The sequence below is a fragment of the Pseudomonas sp. BN607 genome (assembly GCF_029871175.1).
GTDB lineage: Bacteria > Pseudomonadota > Gammaproteobacteria > Pseudomonadales > Pseudomonadaceae > Aquipseudomonas.
In genome coordinates this window covers 41,694-63,122 of record NZ_SSOE01000019.1, presented here as the reverse complement: position 1 = coordinate 63,122, position 21,429 = coordinate 41,694, and the positions used below count along the sequence as shown (strand labels likewise).

General features: G+C 62.9%; 21 protein-coding genes and 1 tRNA gene. 13 read left to right on the top strand and 9 right to left on the bottom strand.

The features are described from left to right. Positions 1-131 precede the first annotated feature (131 nt). Entirely contained in the window at positions 132-533 is a 402-nt protein-coding gene (locus E8E68_RS02060) for a lysozyme inhibitor LprI family protein (RefSeq protein ID WP_104833586.1), read from the top strand. Between the two features lie 111 nt (positions 534-644). Here the strand turns inward: E8E68_RS02060 and E8E68_RS02055 are convergent, their stop codons facing one another. Next, positions 645-1,586: a GlxA family transcriptional regulator gene (locus E8E68_RS02055; RefSeq protein WP_280339439.1), complete on the bottom strand. Its 942-nt coding sequence runs from the start codon at positions 1,584-1,586 to the stop codon at positions 645-647. 146 nt (positions 1,587-1,732) lie between these two features. Here E8E68_RS02055 and choX point away from each other — a divergent pair, with 146 nt between their 5' ends. The 5 genes from choX (at position 1,733) to E8E68_RS02030 (ending at position 5,677) form a co-directional block, all read left to right on the top strand. Next, on the top strand, positions 1,733-2,677 hold the full coding sequence (gene choX / locus E8E68_RS02050; RefSeq protein WP_266030546.1) for a choline ABC transporter substrate-binding protein: 945 nt from the start codon (positions 1,733-1,735) through the stop codon (positions 2,675-2,677). Between the two features lie 123 nt (positions 2,678-2,800). Further along, positions 2,801-3,685, top strand: a complete 885-nt coding sequence (locus tag E8E68_RS02045) for a 3-keto-5-aminohexanoate cleavage protein (protein ID WP_266030544.1) — start codon at positions 2,801-2,803, stop codon at positions 3,683-3,685. 18 nt (positions 3,686-3,703) lie between these two features. Continuing rightward, on the top strand, positions 3,704-4,669 hold the full coding sequence (locus E8E68_RS02040; protein WP_210669102.1) for an L-carnitine dehydrogenase: 966 nt from the start codon (positions 3,704-3,706) through the stop codon (positions 4,667-4,669). Positions 4,670-4,679: 10 nt separating this feature from the next. Further along, positions 4,680-5,150, top strand: a complete 471-nt coding sequence (locus E8E68_RS02035) for a thioesterase family protein (protein ID WP_266030540.1) — start codon at positions 4,680-4,682, stop codon at positions 5,148-5,150. Between the two features lie 269 nt (positions 5,151-5,419). Then, positions 5,420-5,677 (top strand): hypothetical protein, encoded by a 258-nt coding sequence (locus E8E68_RS02030; protein ID WP_266030539.1) that lies wholly within the window; start codon positions 5,420-5,422, stop codon positions 5,675-5,677. 116 nt (positions 5,678-5,793) lie between these two features. Here the strand turns inward: E8E68_RS02030 and E8E68_RS02025 are convergent, their stop codons facing one another. Continuing rightward, positions 5,794-6,900: a GlxA family transcriptional regulator gene (locus tag E8E68_RS02025; RefSeq protein ID WP_016484513.1), complete on the bottom strand. Its 1,107-nt coding sequence runs from the start codon at positions 6,898-6,900 to the stop codon at positions 5,794-5,796. Positions 6,901-7,394: 494 nt separating this feature from the next. After that, on the bottom strand, positions 7,395-8,771 hold the full coding sequence (locus tag E8E68_RS02020; RefSeq protein WP_266030536.1) for an L-serine ammonia-lyase: 1,377 nt from the start codon (positions 8,769-8,771) through the stop codon (positions 7,395-7,397). A gap of 463 nt (positions 8,772-9,234) precedes the next feature. Between E8E68_RS02020 and E8E68_RS02015 the strand changes: the two genes are divergently transcribed. From E8E68_RS02015 to choV, 3 genes are all read left to right on the top strand, one after another. Further along, on the top strand, positions 9,235-10,182 hold the full coding sequence (locus E8E68_RS02015) for a choline ABC transporter substrate-binding protein (RefSeq protein ID WP_110744770.1): 948 nt from the start codon (positions 9,235-9,237) through the stop codon (positions 10,180-10,182). An 81-nt stretch (positions 10,183-10,263) separates the two neighbouring features. Then, on the top strand, positions 10,264-11,112 hold the full coding sequence (gene choW, locus E8E68_RS02010; protein WP_177410741.1) for a choline ABC transporter permease subunit: 849 nt from the start codon (positions 10,264-10,266) through the stop codon (positions 11,110-11,112). Continuing rightward, complete coding sequence (gene choV, locus E8E68_RS02005) at positions 11,109-12,287, top strand: choline ABC transporter ATP-binding protein (protein WP_110744772.1); 1,179 nt, start codon at positions 11,109-11,111, stop codon at positions 12,285-12,287. The genes choW and choV overlap by 4 nt, the downstream gene beginning before the upstream one ends. Before the next feature lie 117 nt (positions 12,288-12,404). On the opposite strand, the gene hisF is transcribed toward choV, so the two are convergent. From hisF to E8E68_RS01975, 6 genes are all read right to left on the bottom strand, one after another. After that, complete coding sequence (gene hisF, locus E8E68_RS02000) at positions 12,405-13,175, bottom strand: imidazole glycerol phosphate synthase subunit HisF (protein WP_079226229.1); 771 nt, start codon at positions 13,173-13,175, stop codon at positions 12,405-12,407. Between the two features lie 10 nt (positions 13,176-13,185). Then, entirely contained in the window at positions 13,186-13,923 is a 738-nt protein-coding gene (hisA, locus tag E8E68_RS01995; protein WP_060494680.1) for a 1-(5-phosphoribosyl)-5-[(5-phosphoribosylamino)methylideneamino]imidazole-4-carboxamide isomerase, read from the bottom strand. Between the two features lie 27 nt (positions 13,924-13,950). Next, positions 13,951-14,211 carry a DUF2164 domain-containing protein gene (locus E8E68_RS01990; RefSeq protein WP_110744773.1) on the bottom strand — a complete coding sequence of 87 codons (261 nt, stop codon included), beginning with the start codon at positions 14,209-14,211 and terminating at the stop codon, positions 13,951-13,953. Continuing rightward, positions 14,212-14,850 (bottom strand): imidazole glycerol phosphate synthase subunit HisH, encoded by a 639-nt coding sequence (hisH, locus tag E8E68_RS01985; RefSeq protein WP_016484506.1) that lies wholly within the window; start codon positions 14,848-14,850, stop codon positions 14,212-14,214. After that, complete coding sequence (hisB, locus tag E8E68_RS01980; protein ID WP_009682881.1) at positions 14,851-15,444, bottom strand: imidazoleglycerol-phosphate dehydratase HisB; 594 nt, start codon at positions 15,442-15,444, stop codon at positions 14,851-14,853. A 271-nt stretch (positions 15,445-15,715) separates the two neighbouring features. Next, on the bottom strand, positions 15,716-17,377 hold the full coding sequence (locus E8E68_RS01975) for an OFA family MFS transporter (RefSeq protein WP_266030533.1): 1,662 nt from the start codon (positions 17,375-17,377) through the stop codon (positions 15,716-15,718). A gap of 303 nt (positions 17,378-17,680) precedes the next feature. Between E8E68_RS01975 and E8E68_RS01970 the strand changes: the two genes are divergently transcribed. The 4 genes from E8E68_RS01970 to E8E68_RS01955 all read left to right on the top strand — a co-directional run bounded on the left by E8E68_RS01970 (position 17,681) and on the right by E8E68_RS01955 (position 21,426). Continuing rightward, entirely contained in the window at positions 17,681-19,927 is a 2,247-nt protein-coding gene (locus E8E68_RS01970) for an AsmA family protein (RefSeq protein WP_266030531.1), read from the top strand. Further along, positions 19,924-20,991, top strand: coding sequence for an A/G-specific adenine glycosylase (gene mutY, locus E8E68_RS01965; RefSeq protein WP_110744776.1), 1,068 nt, complete (start codon positions 19,924-19,926; stop codon positions 20,989-20,991). Before E8E68_RS01970 ends, mutY begins: the two co-directional genes overlap by 4 nt. Further along, complete coding sequence (locus E8E68_RS01960) at positions 20,988-21,260, top strand: oxidative damage protection protein (protein ID WP_110744777.1); 273 nt, start codon at positions 20,988-20,990, stop codon at positions 21,258-21,260. Before mutY ends, E8E68_RS01960 begins: the two co-directional genes overlap by 4 nt. A 90-nt stretch (positions 21,261-21,350) precedes the next feature. After that, positions 21,351-21,426: transfer RNA gene (locus E8E68_RS01955), tRNA-Phe, on the top strand. Positions 21,427-21,429: the final 3 nt, after the last annotated feature.

Here is a 21,429-nt window from a genome sequence, read left to right as displayed (position 1 = left end):
TGCCTGGGGATGAGAGACAGTCTCGTTACCGACGTTTCTGGCCGCTTTATGAACATTTCGTCAGAGAGCTACCGCCTTGCCCTCGGCTGAGCGAGAATCCTGCGATTCGTCAGCCTGTTAAGGAGAAAAGGATGAAATCATTGGCATGGCTGGTACTGCTGGCCGTCGTATCAGGCGCGCAGGCCGGCGAGGAAGAGAGCACCCCGTGCGACAACGTCGAGACCGACCAACAGACCTACGCCTGCGCTGCGTTCAACAAGCAGACTGCCGAACGCGAGCTGAAAGCGGCTTACGATGACTTGATCCAGCGTATTCGCGACCAGTATGCCGACGAGGGCGACCAGGCTACCGCGCTGGTGGGGCGTATGGATGCAGCCGAGAAGCTGTGGACGCAGCTGCGTGACGCCGACTGCAAGGTCGAGACCTATGCCGAGAAGCCGGGAAGCAAGGCGTTCCAGGCGGCGTGGGATACCTGCGTGGCGCAGCGCAGTGATGACCGGTCGGAGTACTTGCAGTCCATTGGTCAGCAGTAAGCCTGTACTGGCCTCTTCGCGGGCACGCCCGCTCCCACAGGGACCGCGCCGGACAGGTGTACAAACCGGGGACATGGTTTACAGGCTAAAACATGATCAGGAGGTACCTGATCATGCCCTGGCCAATCTATCCTCCCGCGGGCAACGCTGGTATCGGGCCCGATAACACCGGGTAAAATACGAAGCCGACTCAAACCCACACGCCACGCCCACCTCCAGCACGCTCATGTCGGTCTGGCGCAGCAACTGCCGCGCCTTGTCCAGCCGCAATCGCAGGTAGAAACCACTGGGCGTATCGTCCAGATGCAACCGGAACAACCGCTCCAGCTGCCTACGCGTCACCTGCACCGCATCAGCCAGCACCTGGGTATTGAGCGGCTGCTCGGTATTGCGCTCCATCTCCCCAATCACCTTCACCAGCTTCTTGTTGCTGATGCCGTAACGGCTGGCGATCTGCATGCGCTGGTGGTCCTGTCGCGGGCGGATACGCCCGAGCACGAACTGCTCCGACACCTGCACCGCCAGCTCACTGCCATGCGCTTGCGCAATCAGGTCGAGCATCAGGTCGATCGACGCCGTGCCACCGGCGCAGGTGATGCGCCGTCGGTCGATCTCGAACAGCTCCTGGGTCGCCTGCAGGCGCGGATAGCGCTCCTTGAATGCGTCCAGCGCTTCCCAGTGCAAGGTCGCGCGATGGCCGTCGAGCAGGCCCGCCTCGGCGAGCACCACAGGGCCCGTGTCGATGCCGCCAAGGATCACCCCTTCGTGATCGAGGCGGCGCAGCGCCTGCTGCAGCCCCGGGCCGTAACATGCCAGCGGCTCGAAGCCGGCGACGATCAACAGTATCCCTCCCGGCTCACCCTCCCCCAGCGCGCCATCGGCATTCACCGACATGCCATTGCTGGCCTCCACCGCACCGCCATCCAGGCTCAGCACCCGCCAACGGTACGAAGGCCCCTTGAACCGGTTGGCCACGCGCAACGGCTCCAGGGCGCTGATGAAGCCCATGGCCGAGAACCCCGGCAGCAGCAGGAAATGAATCAGTTGCGGCATTGCTTGCTCCACGGCAAAGGTGGTCGCTTCCGTGCAAGTGTTGGTCGCCAGGGTGCGATTTCCCACCCTGCCGCCAGCGTAGCGTATTCACACGGTCCGCAGAGGCCGCCCTCAATAACAATATGCACTGCCGATGGAGAGCCACCATGCACAGCTTGATCCGCCGCAGCCTGTTGTCCCTTGCCCTGAGCAGCATCGTTGCAACCCCGCTTTTCGCCGCCGAGCCTGCGGCCTGCAAGAATGTGCGCCTTGGCGTGGTCAACTGGACCGACGTCATCGCCACCAGCGCCATGGCCCAGGTGCTGCTCGACGGCCTGGGTTACCAGACCAAACAGACAAGTGCCTCGCAGCAGATCATCTTTGCCGGCATCCGCGACAAGCGCCTGGATATGTTCCTGGGTTACTGGAACCCGATCATGACCCAGACCATCACCCCGTTCGTTGACGCCCAGCAGGTCAAGGTGCTCGACAAGCCGAGCCTGGAAGACGCCCGGGCGACCTTGGCCGTGCCCAAATACCTGGCCGACAAGGGTTTGAAGACCTTCGCCGATATCCACAAGTTCGAGAAGGAGCTGGGCGGGAAAATCTACGGCATCGAGCCGGGCTCCGGCGCCAATACCCAGATCAAGGCGATGATCGCCAAGAACCAGTTCGGCCTGGGCAAGTTCCAGCTGGTCGAGTCCAGCGAGGCCGGCATGCTGGCCGCCGTCGACCGCGCCGTGCGACGCAAGGAGGCGGTGGTGTTCTTCGGTTGGGCGCCGCACCCGATGAACGTCAACATCGACATGGCCTACCTGGGCGACAGCCAGGACGCGCTTGGCCCGGACGAAGGCCGCGCCACGGTGTGGACGGTAACCGCGCCGGACTACGCCGACCGCTGCCCCAACGCGCACCGCCTGCTGGCCAACCTGAAATTCAGCGCCGAGGACGAGAGCCGCATGATGCAACCGCTGCTCGACCACAAGGATGCGCTGGAATCGGCCCGCCAGTGGCTCAAGGACCACCCCGACGACAAGGCCCGCTGGCTCGAAGGGGTGACCACCTTCGACGGCAAGCCTGCGGCCGAGAACCTCAAGCTCACAGCCAACTGATCCGCCCTCTTCGCGGGGCAAGCCCGCTCCCACAGGTACAGCGTAAAACTCAGGATCTCGCTGATCCTGTGGGAGCGGGCTCGCCCCGCGAAAGGGCCAGCACCGACACCACAAGGAACCGCCATGAACCACGACGTCATCATCACCTGCGCCCTCACCGGCGCCGGCGACACGGTCGCCAAGAGCCACCTGGTCCCTGTCACCCCGAAGCAAATCGCCGAATCCGCCGTTGAAGCCGCCAAAGCCGGCGCCACCGTGGTCCACTGCCACGTCCGCGACCCGCAGACCGGCCGCTTCAGCCGCGATGTGGCGCTGTACCGCGAAGTCATGGAACGCATCCGCGAAGCCGACGTGGACATCATCGTCAACCTCACTGCCGGCATGGGCGGCGACCTGGAAATCGGCCCGGGCGAATCGCCCATGGAGTTCGGCCCAGGCACCGACCTGATCGGCCCGCTGGAGCGCCTGGCCCATGTCGAAGCGCTGTTGCCGGAAATCTGCACCCTCGATTGCGGCACCCTCAACTTCGGTGACGGCAACTCGATCTACGTGTCCACCCCGGCCCAACTGCGTGTCGGCGCCAAGCGCATTACCGAACTGGGGGTGAAGGCCGAGCTGGAAATCTTCGACACCGGCCACCTGTGGTTCGCCAAGCAAATGATGAAGGAAGGCCTGCTCGAGGACCCGTTGTTCCAGCTGTGCCTGGGCATCCCGTGGGGCGCACCGGCCGATACCACCACCATGAAGGCCATGGTCGACAACTTGCCTGCCAACGTCACTTGGGCCGGCTTCGGCATCGGCCGCATGCAGATGCCTATGGCCGCGCAGGCCGTGCTGCTCGGCGGCAATGTGCGGGTGGGCCTGGAAGATAACCTGTATCTGGACCGTGGCGTGCTGGCCAGCAATGGCCAACTGGTGGAACGCGCGAGCGAGATCATCACCCGCATGGGTGGCCGTGTACTCAGCCCGGCAGAAGGCCGGGAAAAAATGAACCTCAAACGCCGCTGATCCTTCCTGGAGACCGATATGCCCTTCATTACCGAGATCAAGACCTTCGCCGCCCTGGGTAGCGGCGTGATCGGCAGCGGCTGGGTCGCCCGCGCCCTGGCCCATGGCCTGGACGTGGTGGCCTGGGATCCGGCGCCCGGCGCCGAACAGGCACTGCGTAAACGGATCGCCAACGCCTGGCCGGCGCTGGAAAAACAGGGCCTGGCACCCGGCGCATCGCAAGACCGCCTGAAGTTCGTGGCGACCATCGAGGAATGCGTGCGCAACGCCGATTTCATCCAGGAAAGCGCACCAGAGCGCCTGGACCTCAAGCTCGACCTGCACGCCAAAATCAGCGCCGCAGCCAAGCCTGACGCAATCATCGGCTCAAGCACTTCGGGCCTGTTGCCCAGCGAGTTCTACGAGTCGTCGACTCACCCTGAACGCTGCGTTGTCGGCCACCCGTTCAATCCGGTGTACCTGCTGCCGCTGGTGGAGATCGTTGGCGGTAGCCGCACCTCACCCGAGGCCATTGAAGCTGCCAAAACCATCTACACCGCACTCGGCATGCGCCCGCTGCATGTGCGCAAGGAAGTGCCAGGCTTCATCGCCGACCGCCTGCTAGAAGCCCTCTGGCGCGAGGCCTTGCACCTGGTCAACGACGGCGTTGCCACCACGGGCGAAATCGACGACGCAATTCGCTTCGGCGCAGGCTTGCGCTGGTCGTTCATGGGCACATTCCTTACCTACACCCTGGCCGGTGGCGATGCCGGCATGCGCCACTTCATGTCGCAGTTCGGCCCGGCCCTGAAGCTGCCCTGGACGTATCTGCCAGCACCGGAACTGACCGACAAGCTGATCGACGATGTGGTGAACGGTACCTCTGAGCAACAGGGCGAGCGCAGTATCGCTGCACTGGAGCGCTACCGTGACGACACCCTGCTGGCGGTACTGGAAGCGGTGAAGACCAGCAAGGCCAGCCACGGCATGGCTTTTGGCGACTGAGGAGCTGACGATGCCCGCACTGATCACCTACCGCACCCCGGTCCAGGAAGACTGGGTCGATTACAACGGGCATCTGCGCGATGCCTTCTACCTGCTGATTTTCAGCTACGCCACCGATGCGCTGATGGAGCGCATCGGCCTGGATGCCGACAGCCGCGGGCAGAGCGGGCACTCCTTGTTCACCCTGGAGGCGCACATCAACTACCTGCATGAGGTGAAGCTGGGTACCGAGGTGTGGGTGCAGACGCAGATCATCGGCTTCGACCGCAAGCGCCTGCACGTCTACCACAGCCTGCACCGGGCCGGGTTCGGCGAGGTGCTGGCGGCAAGTGAGCAGATGCTGTTGCATGTGGACCTGGCGGGGCCGAAGTCAGCGGCTTTTAGTGAACAGAGTGCGGCATTGCTGCAAAGCCTGGCAGATAGCCAACGCGACTTGCCTGCGGCGGAATGGGTCGGCCGCGTCCTGCAATTACCCCACTGAGCGCTCAAAAAATAACCCCGGGAAGCCGTGAGCTACCGGGGCCAAGAGCGAGCAACATCCACTGTGCATGAGTGAGGGTGACCAAACCCTCGTGGACCGTGAATGACTGCAGTCTGCTGGCTTCCCGGAAGCGGCAATTAGCCGGGAACGACCTGTTCTTAGCCAAACCAGCCATCGCGACATTCAGGCCTTGCGGGCCTGTCGCTGCAGACACAGAATCGGTCGTAAATCACAGCAGCACTCTCTTAGCGATAAAAGGGACAACAGCCATGATGCATGCGGATTTGATTGACCAGGACGACCTCGCCGGCCACCTGCGCGCCCGCGGTTTCGATATTCCTGTCGGGGCCAGTGCCGAACAGGCTTGTGAAGCGGTGGTACGTGGGCTGACCGAGCCCAATGCGCGGGCGCTGAAGGGGATGGTGGAGCAGATGTACACCGGTAGTGCGACGATCCTGCCGGCAGTGCGCCAGGCCATCGACAAGCAGCTGTTGCCGGCGTTGGCGCAGTTCAACAAACGCGCGTAACTCATTTATCCAGGACCGGCCCCTTCGCGGGACAAGCCCGCTCCCACAGGATCACCCTCAGCTTCAGCGGGTGGCCTGTGGGAGCGGGCTTGTCCCGCGAAAAAGTCGACTCGGTATCAGAGCCTTACACTGGCAAATGTCGATTCGTTACGCGCCTGGCTAAGGGCCGCCATCGGCCCACTGTGCGGCGACAGAGTCATGGCCTGTGGAATCGGCATCATTGCCACCTGCTGCGCAGTATTGGAGCCTACGCGCTCATCCCGCGGCGGAATGCCGAAGTACTCGCGGTAACACTTGGAGAAGTGCGGCGTGGAAACGAAGCCGCACACCGACGCCACTTCGATGATCGACATCGGTGTCTGCTTGAGCAGCTGCCGCGCGCGGATCAGGCGCAGCTTCAGGTAATAACGCGAAGGCGAGCAGTGCAGGTACTTCTGGAACAGGCGCTCGAGCTGGCGCCGCGAAACCGATACGTAGACCGCCAGTTCGTCCAGGTCGATCGGTTCCTCCAGATTGGCCTCCATCAGTGCAACGATTTCCTGCAACTTTGGCTGGTTGGTGCCAAGCATGTGCTTGAGCGGCACACGCTGGTGATCTTGCTCGTTACGAATACGCTCGTAGACGAACATCTCGGAGATCGCCGCCGACAGCTCGCGGCCATGGTCGCGGCTGATCAGGTGCAGCATCATGTCCAGCGGCGCGGTGCCACCGGAGCTGGTGAAGCGGTTACGGTCGAGGGTGAACAGCCGGGTGCTCATGTTCACCCGTGGGTAGGCTTCCTGCATGGCTGCCAGGCATTCCCAGTGCACGCTGCAATCGAAGCCATCGAGCAGGCCTGCGCAGGCCAGGGCCCAGCTGCCGGTGCACACTGCACCCAGGCGGCGTGACTGGCGGGCCTGCGCCTGCAGCCAGGTGACATGTTCACGGGTAACGGTGCGCTGGATGCCGACGCCTCCGCAGACGATCACCGTGTCGATTGGCGGGGCGCTGTGCATGGCCGCATCTGGGGTGATCTGCAAACCATCGCTGGCCCACACTTGGCCACCATCGACAGTCAGGGTGTGCCAGCGGTAAAGCTCGCGACCGGACAGCTGGTTGGCCATACGCAGCGGCTCGACGGCCGATGCCAGGGAAATGAGGGTGAAGTTGTCCAGAAGAAGAAACCCGATGGACTGGGGTGCTGTGCGGTTCTGGGTTGGGGTCCCGGAGGTGTACGACGTCATCGCGATTTCTCCTCACACAAATGCAGGGTGTGCCTCAGGCGGGCACTGATTTCTTGTTATGACCCATCGGTCATTTTCCGAGGGCAGGTTTGCCAATCTCAACGCAAACGCCGTGCCTGAAATTGAACGGCTATCCAAAAAAACCTGAAAACGACACCTTCATCAGGCAAATCAGGGGCTTGGGCCGAGCTGGCGGATAGTCGTAAAACAGGCGTACTAGGCGCCTTGCGAGTAACGGCTGAGCAATTTGGTGACACGCGCAGTGTAGGTTGCCCAGAAACGACACTCTTGAGTGTCACCGACAACGCCAACACTGATAACGACACCCGACGATCGGTAGGCGCCGCGCCGCACCATAAAGAGGCATTGGTGGATGTGTTGCACCTGCATCAACCTTCAAAGGCCTCTTCGCGGGTGAACCCGCTCCCACAGGTACTGCGCAATGCCTGTGGGAGCGGGCTTGCCCGCGAAAAGGCCAGCAAACATGGCAGAGATCAGCACTCGATAGCGCTGACCGCCAGGCCACCGCGTGAGGTCTCTTTGTACTTGTCGTGCATGTCGGCGCCGGTATCACGCATGGTGCGGATCACCTGGTCCAGGGAGATGAAGTGTTCGCCGTCACCGCGCAACGCCATCTGCACCGCGTTGATGGCTTTTACCGCTGCAATCGCGTTGCGCTCGATGCACGGCACCTGCACCAACCCGCCAACCGGGTCGCAGGTCAGGCCAAGGTTGTGCTCCAGCGCAATTTCCGCAGCGTTTTCCAGCTGCGGCGGGGTCGCCCCCAGCACTTGCGCAAGGCCAGCAGCGGCCATGGCACAGGCCGAACCCACCTCACCTTGGCAGCCCACTTCAGCACCGGAGATGGACGCGTTCTTCTTGCACAGGATGCCGACCGCCGCAGCCCCCAGGAAGAAGTCGGTCACGCTTGACTCGTCCACGGCATCGCTGAAACGCATGTAGTAGTGCAGCACCGCCGGGATGATGCCCGCCGCGCCGTTGGTAGGCGCGGTCACCATGCGTCCGCCAGCGGCGTTCTCTTCGTTGACCGCCAGCGCGAACAGGTTGACCCACTCCATGGCGCTCATGGTCGAACCGATCACATTGGGCTTGCCGATCTCTTGCAGGCTGCGGTGCAGCTTAGCGGCGCGGCGGCGCACGTTCAGCCCGCCGGGCAATGTGCCCTCGTACTTCAGGCCATTGTTGACGCATTCCTGCATGGCTTCCCAAAGCTTGCGCAGGCCGGCATGAATCTCTGCCTCGCTGCGCCAGACCTTTTCGTTGGCCATCATCAATTGCGACACGCTGAGGTCGTTTTGCTTGCACAGCTGCAGCAGCTCGGCGGCGCTGTTGAAGTCATACGGCAGCACCGTCTGGTCAGCGTCCAGCACACCGCTGGCCGCCTGTGCAGCATCGACCACGAAGCCGCCACCCACCGAGTAGTAGGTATCGCGGTGCAGCTCGCCCTGCTCGCCTTCGGCAATCAGGGTCATGGCGTTGGGGTGGTACGGCAGGTTCTCGTCCAACAACAGCATGTCGCGGGCCCAAACGAACTCGATGGGCAGGCGCCCGTCCAGCTTCAGGGTATTGGTTTCGCGCAGGTCGGCGATGCGCGGCACGATCTGGGTCGGGTCGATGGCGTCTGGCCAATCGCCCATCAAGCCCATGATGGTGGCGTTGTCAGTGCCGTGGCCGACACCGGTGGCCGACAGCGAGCCATACAGGCGCACCTCAACCCGGGTTACCTGCTCCAGTTCGCCGCGCTCGCGCAGCCCCTGAACAAACAGGGCGCCGGCACGCATGGGGCCGACGGTGTGGGAGCTGGAAGGCCCGACACCGATCTTGAACAGGTCGAACACGCTGATGGCCATTGTCGCATCACCTCTTGCTGGGCTTGTCAGTGCGCGCCATGCGCACGGCGGGGTAGCTGCTAGGCTCAAGCAGGGCCGCCTTCAATTGCCTGCATCATCGGGCTTTTGCCGGCCCCCTCGCCGTCTGCAACCGACGCCATTTTGTCCAGCAGCGCCGCGCGATTTTGCCAAGCGAGCTACCTAAGGGAGCGGGCCCGCCAGGCCGTTTTCCAGCGGCCTGGTGACGCAAAAATGCGGACGAGGGGGTGGAAAAATCCATAAGCGACATCGCCCATACTGGATACGACCCGTTCCGTACTGGATACGACCCCACCAGTAGGCGATTGCCCGGCGCTGGAGGATTATCGAAAGCGACTCGTAAAGCACGGCCACGCATCCTGCCCTCTGCAGGCCTGGTCGACCGGACCTTCAGAAAGCCCGGCGACCCACGCGAACCCGAAGAAAAAATCACAGGAGTCCATCCATGAAAGGTTCACCCTCGCTGTTGCTGGTTGCGTTACTGTCCGCGCCTTTGTTGGCCCAGGCAGCTGAACCCGAGCAATGCCAGACGGTTCGCTTCTCGGATGTCGGCTGGACCGACATCACCGTGACAACAGCGACCACCAGCGTTGTGCTTGAAGCACTGGGTTACAAAACCCACACCACCATGATCTCGGTACCGGTGACCTACAAGTCGCTGGCCACCGGCAAGGACCTGGACGTGTTTCTCGGCAACTGGATGCCGACCATGGAGAACGACATCAAGCAGTACCGCGACGCCGGCACTGTCGAGACCGTGCGCGCCAACCTGGAAAACGCCAAGTACACCCTGGCCGTGCCCCAGGCGCTGTATGACAAGGGCCTGAAGGATTTCAGCGACATTGCCAAGTTCAAGAAAGAGCTCGGCAGCAAGATCTACGGCATCGAGCCAGGCAACGATGGCAACCGCACCATCCAGAGCATGATCGACAAGAACGCCTTCGGCCTGAAGGACGCCGGCTTCAAGATTGTCCAGTCCAGCGAGGCCGGCATGCTGTCGCAGGTCGACCGCGCGCAAAAGCGTGGTGAAGCACTGGTGTTCCTCGGCTGGGAACCGCACCCGATGAACACCCGCTTCAAGATGCAGTACCTGACCGGCGGGGACGAGTTCTTCGGCCCCGACTTCGGCAAGGCGACCGTACTGACCAACACCCGCAAGGGCTATGCGCAGGAGTGCAGCAACGTTGGCCAGCTCCTGAAAAACCTGTCGTTCGAGCTCAAGGATGAAAGCACCATGATGGGCTATGTCCTGGACGACAAGATGAAACCAGAGGCCGCCGCCAAGAAATGGCTCAAGGACAACCCAGGCAAGCTGGACGCCTGGCTGGCCGGCGTTACCACCGTGGATGGCAAACCCGGCCTTGAGGCGGCCAAGGCCAAGCTCACGCAATAACGAAATTCGTAATAGCGCTACCTCGGGGCAGGACCGTGCCTGCCCCGGGTTGATTTCAATCTATGCAGGTGGAAGCTCGCTATCATGCTTATCGATCAGAAAATACCCCTGGGCCAGTACATCGCGTCGTTCGTCGAGTGGCTGACCCAGAACGGCGCGAATTACTTCGACGCCATCGCGCAAGGCCTGGAGTTCATGATCCATGGCGTCACCAGCGCCCTGACTTTCTTCAACCCGTTCGTGCTTATCGCCCTGTTCGCCGCCCTGGCGCATTTCATCCAGCGCAAGTGGGCCCTGACCGCATTCGTCGCCCTGTCGTTCCTGCTGATCCTCAACCTGGGTTACTGGCAGGAAACCATGGAAACCCTGGCCCAGGTGACCTTCGCCACCGTGGTCTGCGTGGCCATCGGCGTGCCGTTGGGCATCGTCGCCGCGCACAAGCCGATGTTCTACACCGCCATGCGCCCGGTACTCGACCTGATGCAGACGGTCCCCACCTTCGTCTACCTGATCCCCACCCTGACCTTGTTTGGCCTGGGTGTGGTACCGGGGCTGATTTCCACCGTGGTATTCGCCATCGCCGCGCCGATCCGCCTTACCTACCTGGGTATCTGCGACGTGCCGCAAGAGCTGATGGACGCCGGCAAAGCGTTTGGCTGCTCGCGGCGCCAATTGCTGACCCGTATCGAACTGCCGCACGCGATGCCGAGCATCGCTGCTGGCGTAACCCAGTGCATCATGCTGTCGCTGTCGATGGTGGTGATCGCCGCCCTGGTTGGCGCTGACGGCCTGGGCAAACCTGTGGTCAACGCACTGAACACCGCCGATATTTCCCTGGGCTTCGAAGCGGGCCTGGCGATCGTGCTGCTGGCGATCATGCTCGACCGTATCTGCAAGCAACCGGAGCTTCCGGCAAGGGGTGAAGCATGAGCATCATTCGTTTCGAAGACGTCGACGTCATCTTTTCCAACAAGCCGCGCGAGGCGCTGGCACTGCTGGACAAAGGCCAGACCCGCGAGCAGATCCTCAAGCAGACCGGCCTGGTGGTCGGCGTCGAGAAGGCCAACCTGGATATCCAGAAGGGCGAGATCTGCGTGCTGATGGGCCTGTCCGGCTCGGGCAAGTCGAGCCTGCTGCGCTGCATCAACGGCCTCAACACCGTCAGCCGCGGCAAGTTGTTCGTCGAGCATGAAGGCAAGCACATCGACATTGCCCACTGCACCCCGGCAGAACTGAAGATGATGCGCACCAAGCGCATTGCCATGGTGTTCCAGAAGTTTGCCCTGATGCCCTGGCTGACGGTACGCGAGAACATCAGCTTTGGCCTGGAAATGCAGGGCCGCCCAGAAAAGGAACGGCGCAAGCTGGTGGACGAGAAGCTTGAGCTGGTGGGCCTGACCCAGTGGCGCAACAAGAAGCCCGACGAACTGTCGGGGGGCATGCAGCAGCGCGTGGGCCTGGCTCGGGCACTGGCGATGGATGCCGACATCCTGCTGATGGACGAACCGTTCTCGGCCCTCGACCCGCTGATCCGCCAGGGCTTGCAAGACGAGTTGCTGGGCCTGCAGGCCAAGCTGAGCAAGACCATCGTGTTCGTCAGCCACGACCTCGACGAGGCACTGAAGTTGGGTAGCCGCATCGCGATCATGAAAGACGGGCGGATCATTCAATACAGCAAGCCAGAAGAAATCGTGCTGAACCCGGCCGACGAGTACGTGCGCACCTTCGTCGCCCACACCAACCCGTTGAACGTGCTGTGCGGCCGCAGCCTGATGCGCAGCCTGGACAACTGCAAGCGGGTCAATGGCTCGGTGTGCCTGGACCCGGGTATCGATTCGTGGCTGGACCTGGGCGAAGGTGGCGCGCTCAAGCGGGCGCGCCAGGGCCAGAACGGGCTGGACATGCAGAACTGGGCACCGGGGCAGGATGTGGAGCTGCTGGAGCGCAGGCCGACCGTGGTGCACGCCGACATCGGCATGCGCGAGGCGCTGCAGATTCGTTATCAGACCGGCAACAAGCTGGTGCTGCAGGATAACGACAGGGTGGTGGGGATTCTTGGGGATACCGAGCTTTATCACGCGTTGCTCGGCAAGAACCACGGTTGAGGCAATTGGGGCCGCGTTGCGGCCCTTCGCGGGCACGCCCGCTCCCACAGGTTTGGAGAGCCCCCTGTGGGAGCGGGCGTGCCCGCGAAGGGCTGCTAAGCAGCCCCAATCAATGGATCAGCGAACGACGATACCGCGCGATGCCATGTAGGCCTTGGCCTCCGGCACCGTGTACTCGCCAAAGTGGAAGATACTGGCCGCCAGCACCGCGCTGGCATGCCCTTCCAGAATGCCGTCAGCCAGGTGCTGCAGGTTACCAACACCCCCCGAGGCAATCACCGGAATCCCCAGCGCATCACTGATGGCGCGGGTAACGCCCAGGTCGAAGCCGTTCTTCATGCCGTCCTGGTCCATGCTGGTCAGCAGGATCTCGCCAGCGCCCAGTCCTTCCATCTTTTTCGCCCACTCGACTGCATCCAGCCCGGTCGGCTTGCGCCCACCGTGGGTGAAGATTTCCCAGCGCGGTTCTTCACCAGGCCCCGACACCTTCTTGGCATCGATGGCGACGACGATGCACTGCGAGCCGAAACGGTCCGCCGCCTCGCCGACAAACTCCGGGTTGAACACCGCAGCCGTGTTGATCGACACCTTGTCGGCACCGGCATTGAGCAGGTTGCGAATATCCTGCACGGTGCGCACGCCACCGCCCACGGTCAGTGGGATGAACACCTGGCTGGCCATGCGCTCGACGGTATGCAGGGTGGTGTCGCGGCCATCGACGCTGGCGGTGATGTCGAGGAAGGTGATTTCGTCGGCACCCTGCTCGTTGTAGCGACGAGCGATTTCCACCGGGTCGCCGGCATCACGGATGTTCTCGAACTTGACGCCCTTGACCACCCGGCCGTTGTCCACGTCCAGGCAAGGGATGATGCGCTTGGCCAGTGCCATGGTTCAGTCCTCAGCCTTGGTAGTTGTCGCAGAAGGCCTGGGCCTCGGCGACATCCAGGGTGCCTTCGTAGATGGCACGGCCGGTGATGGCGCCGACAATGCCCGGGGCCTTGGCGTCCAGCAGGGCCTTGATGTCGCCCAGGTTGTGGATGCCGCCCGAGGCGATCACCGGAATGCGCGTGGCTTCGGCCAGCGCCTTGGTGAACGGTACGTTGCAGCCCTGCATCATGCCGTCCTTGGCGATGTCGGTATAGACGATCGCCGAGACGCCATCGGCCTCGAAACGCTTGGCCAGGTCGATGACCTGCACCGAGCTGACTTCGGCCCAGCCGTCGGTGGCGACGAAGCCGTCCTTGGCGTCCAGGCCAACGATGACCTTGCCCGGGAAGGCCTTGCACGCCTCGGCGACGAACTCTGGCTGCTTGACTGCCTTGGTGCCGATGATCACGTAGCTGACGCCGGCCTTGACGTAGTGTTCGATGGTTTCCAGCGAGCGGATGCCACCGCCGATCTGGATCGGCAGGGTCGGGTAACGCTTGGCGATGGCGGTAACCACCTCACCATTGACCGGCTGGCCTTCGAAGGCGCCGTTGAGGTCGACCAGGTGCAGGCGGCGGCAGCCACCCTCGACCCACTTGGCGGCCATGCTCACCGGGTCGTCGGAAAATACCGTGGAGTCTTCCATGCGGCCCTGGCGCAGGCGCACGCAGGCACCGTCCTTCAGATCGATAGCGGGGATAATCAGCATCTTGGGAACCTGTCTGTTCTTGGGGGTTCAGGGCTTTTCGAGCGCCCACAGATCGCTTTCGATGCTCTCGAACCGCTCCTTGAGGTGCAGCTGAACATCGGCAATCGCCCTGTTGTAGTAAAGGGGTGCAATTTCTTTGCTGAACAGGTCAAGGACCTCGGCGACCTCGAACGACCCCAGCTCCAGCTCGAAACGGTCTTCGAGAAAGCGCTTGAGCGTGTGCAGCGCTTCGCGCTCCTGCTCGGGGGCCAGGGTGATGACCGGGGCCTTGGTCTTCGACCTGCTCATTTACCAGCGCCCGTCCCAGGCGACGAAGTTCTGCAGCAGCTGCAGGCCATGGGTATGGCTCTTCTCCGGGTGGAACTGCACGGCAAAGCGCGAGCCATCGGCCAGCGCCGCGGCGAAGTCGACGCCATAGTGGCCGCGGCCGACCACCTGGCCCGGCTTGCCGGCATTGATGTAGTAGCTGTGCACGAAATAGAAACGTGCGCGGTCAGGGATGTCATGCCACAGCGGGTGGTCGATGGTCTGGCTGACTTCGTTCCAGCCCATGTGCGGCACCTTCAGGTGCTCGCCGTCTTCTTGCAGGTCTTTGCCAAAGAAGCGCACCTGGCCCGGGAACAGGCCGATGCAGTCGACACCGGTGTTTTCTTCGCTGTGTTCGAGCAGCGCCTGCATACCCACGCAGATGCCGAGGAACGGGCGGTCCTGGCTGACTTCGCGCACCAGGCTGTCGAAGCCCAGGCGGCGGATTTCAGCCATGCAGTCGCGGATCGCGCCCACACCCGGGAACACCACACGGTCGGCCTCGCGAATGACTGCGGCATCACTGGTGACCAGCACCTTGCCGGCACCTACGTGCTCAAGCGCCTTGGCCACCGAGTGCAGGTTGCCCATGCCATAGTCGATTACGGCTACCGTCTGCATTTACAGGCACCCTTTGGTGGACGGCATCTGGCCGGCCATACGCTCGTCGAGGGTTACCGCCATGCGCAAAGCGCGGCCGAAAGCCTTGAACACGGTTTCGATCTGGTGGTGGGTGTTGTGGCCACGCAGGTTGTCGATGTGCAGGGTGACCAGGGCGTGGTTGACGAAGCCCTGGAAAAACTCCTGGAACAGGTCGACATCGAAGCCGCCGACGCTGGCACGGGTGTACGGCACATGCATCTGCAGGCCTGGGCGGCCGGAGAAGTCGATGACCACGCGCGACAGCGCTTCGTCCAGCGGCACATAGGCGTGGCCGTAGCGGAAGATGCCTTTCTTGTCACCGATGGCCTGGGCGAAAGCCATGCCCAGGGTGATACCGACGTCTTCGACGGTATGGTGATCGTCGATATGCGTGTCACCCTTGCACTCGATATCCAGATCGATCAGGCCATGGCGGGCGATCTGGTCCAGCATGTGTTCAAGGAAAGGCACGCCGATATCGAATCGGGCCTTGCCACTGCCATCGAGGTTGATCGAGCACTTGACCTGGGTTTCCAGGGTATTGCGCTCGACGGAAGCCTTACGTTCGACCATCACCAGCTCCGCAAAATCATTGGGCGAAAAGGGTTCCATTATAGGCCCAGAACGCGCCAGCTTGAAACGCGGATGACATATGGCAAAGCGAGGAATTACGCGGGCTGGATGCTGCTACAGGTCTATACAACTGCGTAATGGGGGCTGCTTTGCAGCCCATCGCGACATAAGGCCGCTCCCACAGGGACCGCGCAACCCTGAAGCTTACGCGGCCCCTGTGGGAGCGGCCTTGCGTCGCGAAAGGGGCGCAAAGCGCCCCCATGCAGTTACATCAATGGAACAGGACAGCAGTCTTCTGCAGTGTCACCCACACACCCCAGGCCAACGGCACGACCACCACCGCCCAGGCCAGCAGCACCAGCGGCAGGCTGCCCGGCGCGGCTTTCCATTCCAGCGAGCGCGCCCCATCGGCGCCCTTGTCATGGCTCAGCGCCCGCTCGGCCGCCAGTTCGGCATCGCTCATGAAGTGCTTGTCGGCCACCGGCCGCACCAGCATGTTGCAGATAAAGCCCAGCACCAGCAGGCCAGCAAGGATGTACAGGGTCATGTCGTAAGCCGCTGCCCGCTCCACCCCTGCTGCCAACTGAGACTCGCGCAGGTAAGTGATCAACACCGGCCCCAGCACCCCCGCCGCTGCCCAGGCAGTCAGCAGGCGACCGTGAATGGCACCGACCATCTGCGTGCCGAACAGGTCAGCCAGATACGCCGGCACGGTCGCGAAACCGCCGCCATACATCGACAGAATGATGCAGAACGCCGCCACGAACAGTGCCACGTTACCCAGGTGCCCCATGTTCGGCACCAGGCTGTAAAGGCCAACGCCCAAGGCGAAGAAGGCGAAGTAGGTGTTCTTGCGGCCGATGTAGTCCGAGAACGACGCCCAGAAGAACCGCCCACCGATGTTGAACAGGCTCAGCAGGCCGGTGAAGCCGGCGGCGATCGCGGCAATCTGCGCCAGCTGGGCAGCATTCAGCTGGCTGAAGGTCAGTTCGTTGCCCAGTAGCTTGCCGGCAAACACCTCCTGCAGCAGCGGCGACGCCATGCCGAGAATGCCGATGCCGGCCGACACGTTCAGGCACAGCACCAACCAGATCAGCGCAAACTGCGGGGTTTTCCACGCCACGCTGACGTGCACATGGCGGTCGGTGACCATGGTGTTGCCGGCTTTTTTCAGCGGGGCAGTCCAGCCTTCTGGCTTCCAACCAGTCGGCGGCACGCGGTAGGCCAGAGCGCCAGCAGTCATGAACACGAAGTAAATCGCCGCCATGACGACGAAGCTCTGCCACACGCCGACTTCGTGCGCGTTGCCAAAGTGCCCCATGAGCGCGGTCGCCAGCGGTGCACCCACCATGGCGCCGCCACCGAAGCCCATGATCGCCATGCCGGTGGCCATGCCACGTTTGTCCGGGAACCACTTGATCAGGGTCGACACTGGCGAGATATAGCCCAGGCCCAGCCCGATACCGCCGATCACCCCAGAGCCCAGCCACATCAGCCACAGCTGGTGGGTTTTGACGCCAACCGCGGAAATCAGCATGCCACCACACCAGCACAGGGCCGACACCAGGCCGGCCTTGCGCGGGCCGGCGTGCTCCAGCCAGCCGCCCAGCACGGCTGCCGAGCAGCCAAGGAAGACGAAGAACAAGGTGTAGATCCAGCTCAGCATGGAGATCGGCCAGTCGCACTCGGCGCTGAACATACGGGCCATGAAGCCCATGTCTGCGGCGCATGCGACCGGGGCGGTGATGCCCAGGGCTTGCGACAAAGGTAGCCAGAACACCGAAAAACCATAGGCCATGCCGATGCACAGGTGAATGGCCAGGGCGGCTGGCGGGACCAGCCAGCGATTGAAGCCCGGACGGGCGATGATGCGCTCCTTCGACAGGAAGCCTGGCGCACTGGCCAGGGTGCCCGTCGCGACGGTACTGCTCATGGGTGTGATCCTTTTTATAGGGAGGTGCAGGCAAAGCGGCGCAAGGGTAGCAGCATCATGTGGCGTGAAAGCAATCTGATATCGTTAATTTTGGCTTCGCTGAAACGGTCCTGTTGCCTGTACTGGCCCCTATCGCCAATACACCAAAACATTCGGAACAAGCCAAATCATGGCTGTCGAAAGCCGTAGCATCTGTTTCAAACGTAGGAAATGGCCTGTATCTCTAGTCGTATAAGCAGGCACAGCCGCTGCGGCGTTATACTCTGCCGCCTGAATTCACTAACGGACTACAAGGACTCGCCCATGAAAGCGTTCGGCAAAATCCTGGGGCTGGGGCTTCTCGGGTTGCTGCTGATCATCGTGGCGCTGGGCTTCGCCCTGACCCACCTCTTCGATCCCAACGACTATAAAGACGAGATTCGCCAGTTGGCGCGCGACAAGGCACACGTCGAGCTGACCCTCAACGGCGACATCGGCTGGAGCCTGTTCCCGTGGCTGGGCCTGGAGCTGCACGAAGCCAGCATCGCCACCTTGAACAAACCCAAGGAGCCGTTCGCCGACCTGCAGATGCTCGGCCTTTCGGTACGCGTACTGCCGCTGCTGCGCCGCGAAGTGCAGATGAGCGACGTGCGCGTCGAGGGCCTGAACCTGACCCTGGCACGTGACGAACAGGGCCATGGCAACTGGGAAGACATCGGCAAGCCGCTGCCCGCGCAGAACGCTGGCACCGCCGACGCACCAGCCCAGGCACCTGCCGAGCAGAAGCCAGCCAGCGCCGATGGCAGCGACCGCGCCGTCAAGCTGGACATCGACAGCCTGACCGTGAACAACGCACGCGTGCAGTACACCGATGCCAAGACTGGCCAGAGCTACAGCGCCGAAAGCATCCAGCTCAGCACCGGCCCGGTTCACGAAGGCGCCAACATCCCGCTCAAGGCCAGCGCCTTCATCAGCGCCAGCCAGCCGAATATCAAGGCCCGCACCGAGCTGGCCGGCGAACTGCGCTTCGACCGCAAGCTCAAGCGCTACAACTTCGAAGACATGCGCCTGTCGGGCGAAACTTCGGGTGAGCCAACCGGCGGCAAGACCGTGACCTTCGCTGCCCAAGGCCAGTTGCTGGTCGACCTGGGCGCCAATGTCGCCTCGTGGAACGGCCTGAAAGTCTCGGCCAACCAGTTGCGCGCGCTCGGCGAGCTGAACCTGCGTGACCTGGACAAGGCGCCCCAGCTCAGCGGCGGCCTGTCCATCGCCCAGTTCAACCTGCGCACCTTCCTCGACAGCATCGGGCGCCCACTGCCGGCCACCAACGACCCGGCGGCCTTCGCCAGATTGGAGCTGGTCACCCGCCTGCAAGGTACGCCGAACAGCCTGGCACTTGAGGACCTGGCGGTGAAGCTGGACGACAGCACCTTCAGTGGTCGCGTGGCGGTCGAAGACGTTGCCAAGCAGGCCTTGCGCCTGCAGCTTAAAGGCGACACCTTCGACGCCGACCGCTATCTGCCGGCCAAGAGCGAAGAGGCCAAGGGCGCCACAGCTGCGCGCCAGGCCGAGGTCCAGCAACAGGAAGCCAGTGCGGTGGCCGGTGCCGGCAACTCGCCGCTGCCCAACGCCCCGACCCAAGTGGCCTGGAGCGACGACAAGCTGCTGCCGGTCGACCGCCTGCGCGCCCTCGACCTGCAGGCCGACCTGGCCTTCGGCGCGTTGACCGTGGACAAATTGCCTATCGAAGGTGCCCAGCTCAAGGCCGTGGGCCAGGGCGGCCTGTTGACCCTGCAAACCCTGCGCGGCGAGCTGTACAACGGCACCTTCGAAGCCAAGGGCACCGTCGACGTGCGCCCTGCCGTGCCGCAACTGGGGGTGAACACCAACATCCAGCGCGTGCCGGTTGAGCACTTCATCAAGACCGAAGGCAAGGAGCAGACACCACCGGTCAAGGGCCTGCTGACCCTGACCAGTGATCTGACAGCCACCGGCAACAGCCAGAAGGCACTGGTCGACACCCTGAACGGCAGCGCAAACTTCACCATCAACGATGGCGTGCTGGTCAACGCCAACCTCGAGCAACAGCTTTGCCAGGCCATTGCCACACTCAACCGCAAGGCCCTGAGCGGCGAACCACGCGGCAAGGACACACCGTTCCAGGAGCTGCGCGGCAGCCTGGTGGTACGCAACGGCGTCGCCAGCAACCCGGACCTCAAGGTGCGTATCCCGGGCCTGACCGTCAACGGCCATGGCGACCTCGACCTGCGTGTGCTGGGCATGGACTACAACATCGGCGTAATCGTCGAAGGCGACCAGCGCGCCATGCCGGATCCGGCCTGCCAGGTCAACGAACGCTTCGCCGGCGTCGAAGTGCCACTGCGCTGCCGCGGCCCACTGGAGCTGGGCGCCAAGGCCTGCCGCCTGGACCAGAGCGGCATGGGCAAGGTAGCAGCGAAACTGGCCGGCAACCGCCTGAAAGACAAGATCGACGAAAAGCTCGATGAAAAACTGGGAGACAAAGTGAGCCCGGAAGTAAAAGACGCACTCAAGGGGCTGTTCAAGCGATGAGCCCCGAGCAGTTCTCCAGCGCTGTGCTGGATTGGTATGACGAGCACGGCCGACACGACCTGCCCTGGCAACAGGGCATCACCCCGTACCGGGTATGGGTGTCGGAAATCATGTTGCAGCAGACCCAGGTCAGCACTGTGCTCAATTACTTCGACCGTTTCATGCAGGCCCTGCCGACCGTGCAGGCGCTGGCCGAAGCGCCGGAGGACGAAGTGCTGCACCTGTGGACGGGCCTGGGCTACTACACCCGCGCCCGCAACCTGCAAAAGGCCGCCAAGATCGTGGTCGCACAACATGGCGGCGAGTTCCCCCGCAGTGTCGAGCAGCTCACCGAGCTGCCTGGCATTGGCCGCTCCACCGCCGGCGCCATCGCCAGCATCAGCATGGGCATCCGCGCACCGATCCTGGACGGCAACGTCAAGCGCGTGTTGGCTCGCTACACGGCCCAGGCCGGCTACCCCGGCGAGCCCAAGGTGGCCAACCAGCTGTGGGCTACGGCCGAGCGTTTTACCCCGCAACAGCGCGCCAACCACTACACCCAGGCCATGATGGACATGGGTGCCACGCTGTGCACCCGCAGCAAGCCCAGTTGCCTGATCTGCCCATTGCAGCGTGGCTGCGAGGCCCACCTGCACGGCGAAGAAACCCGCTACCCCGAGCCCAAGCCGCGCAAGGCTCTGCCGCAACGGCGCACATTGATGCCACTGCTGGCCAACCACGACGGTGCCATCTTGCTTTATCGACGCCCTTCCAGCGGCCTTTGGGGGGGCTTGTGGAGCCTGCCGGAACTGGACGACATCGCCCAGCTCGACGACTTGGCCTACCAGCACGGCCTGCGCCTGGCTGGCAGCCGCGCCATGGACGGCCTGACCCATACCTTCAGCCACTTCCAGCTGGCGATCGAGCCCTGGCTGGTGCGCGTCGACCCCCTTGGCGAGCACGTGACCGAGGCCGACTGGCTCTGGTATAACCTCGCCACCCCGCCGCGCCTGGGCCTTGCTGCCCCGGTGAAAAAGCTGCTCAAACGCGCGGCCGACGAACTGACCGCAGGAGACGCCCGATGACCCGCACCGTGATGTGCCGCAAATACAAAGAAGAACTGCCAGGCCTGGAGCGCCCGCCCTACCCCGGCGCCAAGGGCCAGGACATCTTCGACCACATCTCGCAGAAGGCCTGGGCCGACTGGCAGAAGCACCAGACCATGCTGATCAACGAAAAGCGCCTGAACATGATGAATGCAGAGGACCGCAAATTCCTGCAGGCCGAGATGGACAAGTTCTTCGCTGGCGAAGAGTACGCGCAGGCGGAAGGCTACGTTCCACCGTCGGAATGACCCTACGGAACGTAAGCGACGGAATTAATTTAAAATTTTTTCAAAAAGTCGTTGACGGACCGTCAGAAAATCTATTTAATTCACCTCGTCGCCCAGATAGCTCAGTCGGTAGAGCAGAGGATTGAAAATCCTCGTGTCGGCGGTTCGACTCCGTCTCTGGGCACCACCT

Bases quoted from the DNA above. Each gene is read 5' to 3' on its own strand.
- E8E68_RS02060 (WP_104833586.1), top strand. From the start codon at position 132: ATGAAATCATTGGCATGGCTGGTACTGCTGGCCGTCGTATCAGGCGCG.
- E8E68_RS02055 (WP_280339439.1), bottom strand. From the start codon at position 1,586: ATGCCGCAACTGATTCATTTCCTGCTGCTGCCGGGGTTCTCGGCCATG.
- choX (WP_266030546.1), top strand. From the start codon at position 1,733: ATGCACAGCTTGATCCGCCGCAGCCTGTTGTCCCTTGCCCTGAGCAGC.
- E8E68_RS02045 (WP_266030544.1), top strand. From the start codon at position 2,801: ATGAACCACGACGTCATCATCACCTGCGCCCTCACCGGCGCCGGCGAC.
- E8E68_RS02040 (WP_210669102.1), top strand. From the start codon at position 3,704: ATGCCCTTCATTACCGAGATCAAGACCTTCGCCGCCCTGGGTAGCGGC.
- E8E68_RS02035 (WP_266030540.1), top strand. From the start codon at position 4,680: ATGCCCGCACTGATCACCTACCGCACCCCGGTCCAGGAAGACTGGGTC.
- E8E68_RS02030 (WP_266030539.1), top strand. From the start codon at position 5,420: ATGATGCATGCGGATTTGATTGACCAGGACGACCTCGCCGGCCACCTG.
- E8E68_RS02025 (WP_016484513.1), bottom strand. From the start codon at position 6,900: ATGACGTCGTACACCTCCGGGACCCCAACCCAGAACCGCACAGCACCC.
- E8E68_RS02020 (WP_266030536.1), bottom strand. From the start codon at position 8,771: ATGGCCATCAGCGTGTTCGACCTGTTCAAGATCGGTGTCGGGCCTTCC.
- E8E68_RS02015 (WP_110744770.1), top strand. From the start codon at position 9,235: ATGAAAGGTTCACCCTCGCTGTTGCTGGTTGCGTTACTGTCCGCGCCT.
- choV (WP_110744772.1), top strand. From the start codon at position 11,109: ATGAGCATCATTCGTTTCGAAGACGTCGACGTCATCTTTTCCAACAAG.
- hisF (WP_079226229.1), bottom strand. From the start codon at position 13,175: ATGGCACTGGCCAAGCGCATCATCCCTTGCCTGGACGTGGACAACGGC.
- hisA (WP_060494680.1), bottom strand. From the start codon at position 13,923: ATGCTGATTATCCCCGCTATCGATCTGAAGGACGGTGCCTGCGTGCGC.
- E8E68_RS01990 (WP_110744773.1), bottom strand. From the start codon at position 14,211: ATGAGCAGGTCGAAGACCAAGGCCCCGGTCATCACCCTGGCCCCCGAG.
- hisH (WP_016484506.1), bottom strand. From the start codon at position 14,850: ATGCAGACGGTAGCCGTAATCGACTATGGCATGGGCAACCTGCACTCG.
- hisB (WP_009682881.1), bottom strand. From the start codon at position 15,444: ATGGTCGAACGTAAGGCTTCCGTCGAGCGCAATACCCTGGAAACCCAG.
- E8E68_RS01975 (WP_266030533.1), bottom strand. From the start codon at position 17,377: ATGAGCAGTACCGTCGCGACGGGCACCCTGGCCAGTGCGCCAGGCTTC.
- E8E68_RS01970 (WP_266030531.1), top strand. From the start codon at position 17,681: ATGAAAGCGTTCGGCAAAATCCTGGGGCTGGGGCTTCTCGGGTTGCTG.
- mutY (WP_110744776.1), top strand. From the start codon at position 19,924: ATGAGCCCCGAGCAGTTCTCCAGCGCTGTGCTGGATTGGTATGACGAG.
- E8E68_RS01960 (WP_110744777.1), top strand. From the start codon at position 20,988: ATGACCCGCACCGTGATGTGCCGCAAATACAAAGAAGAACTGCCAGGC.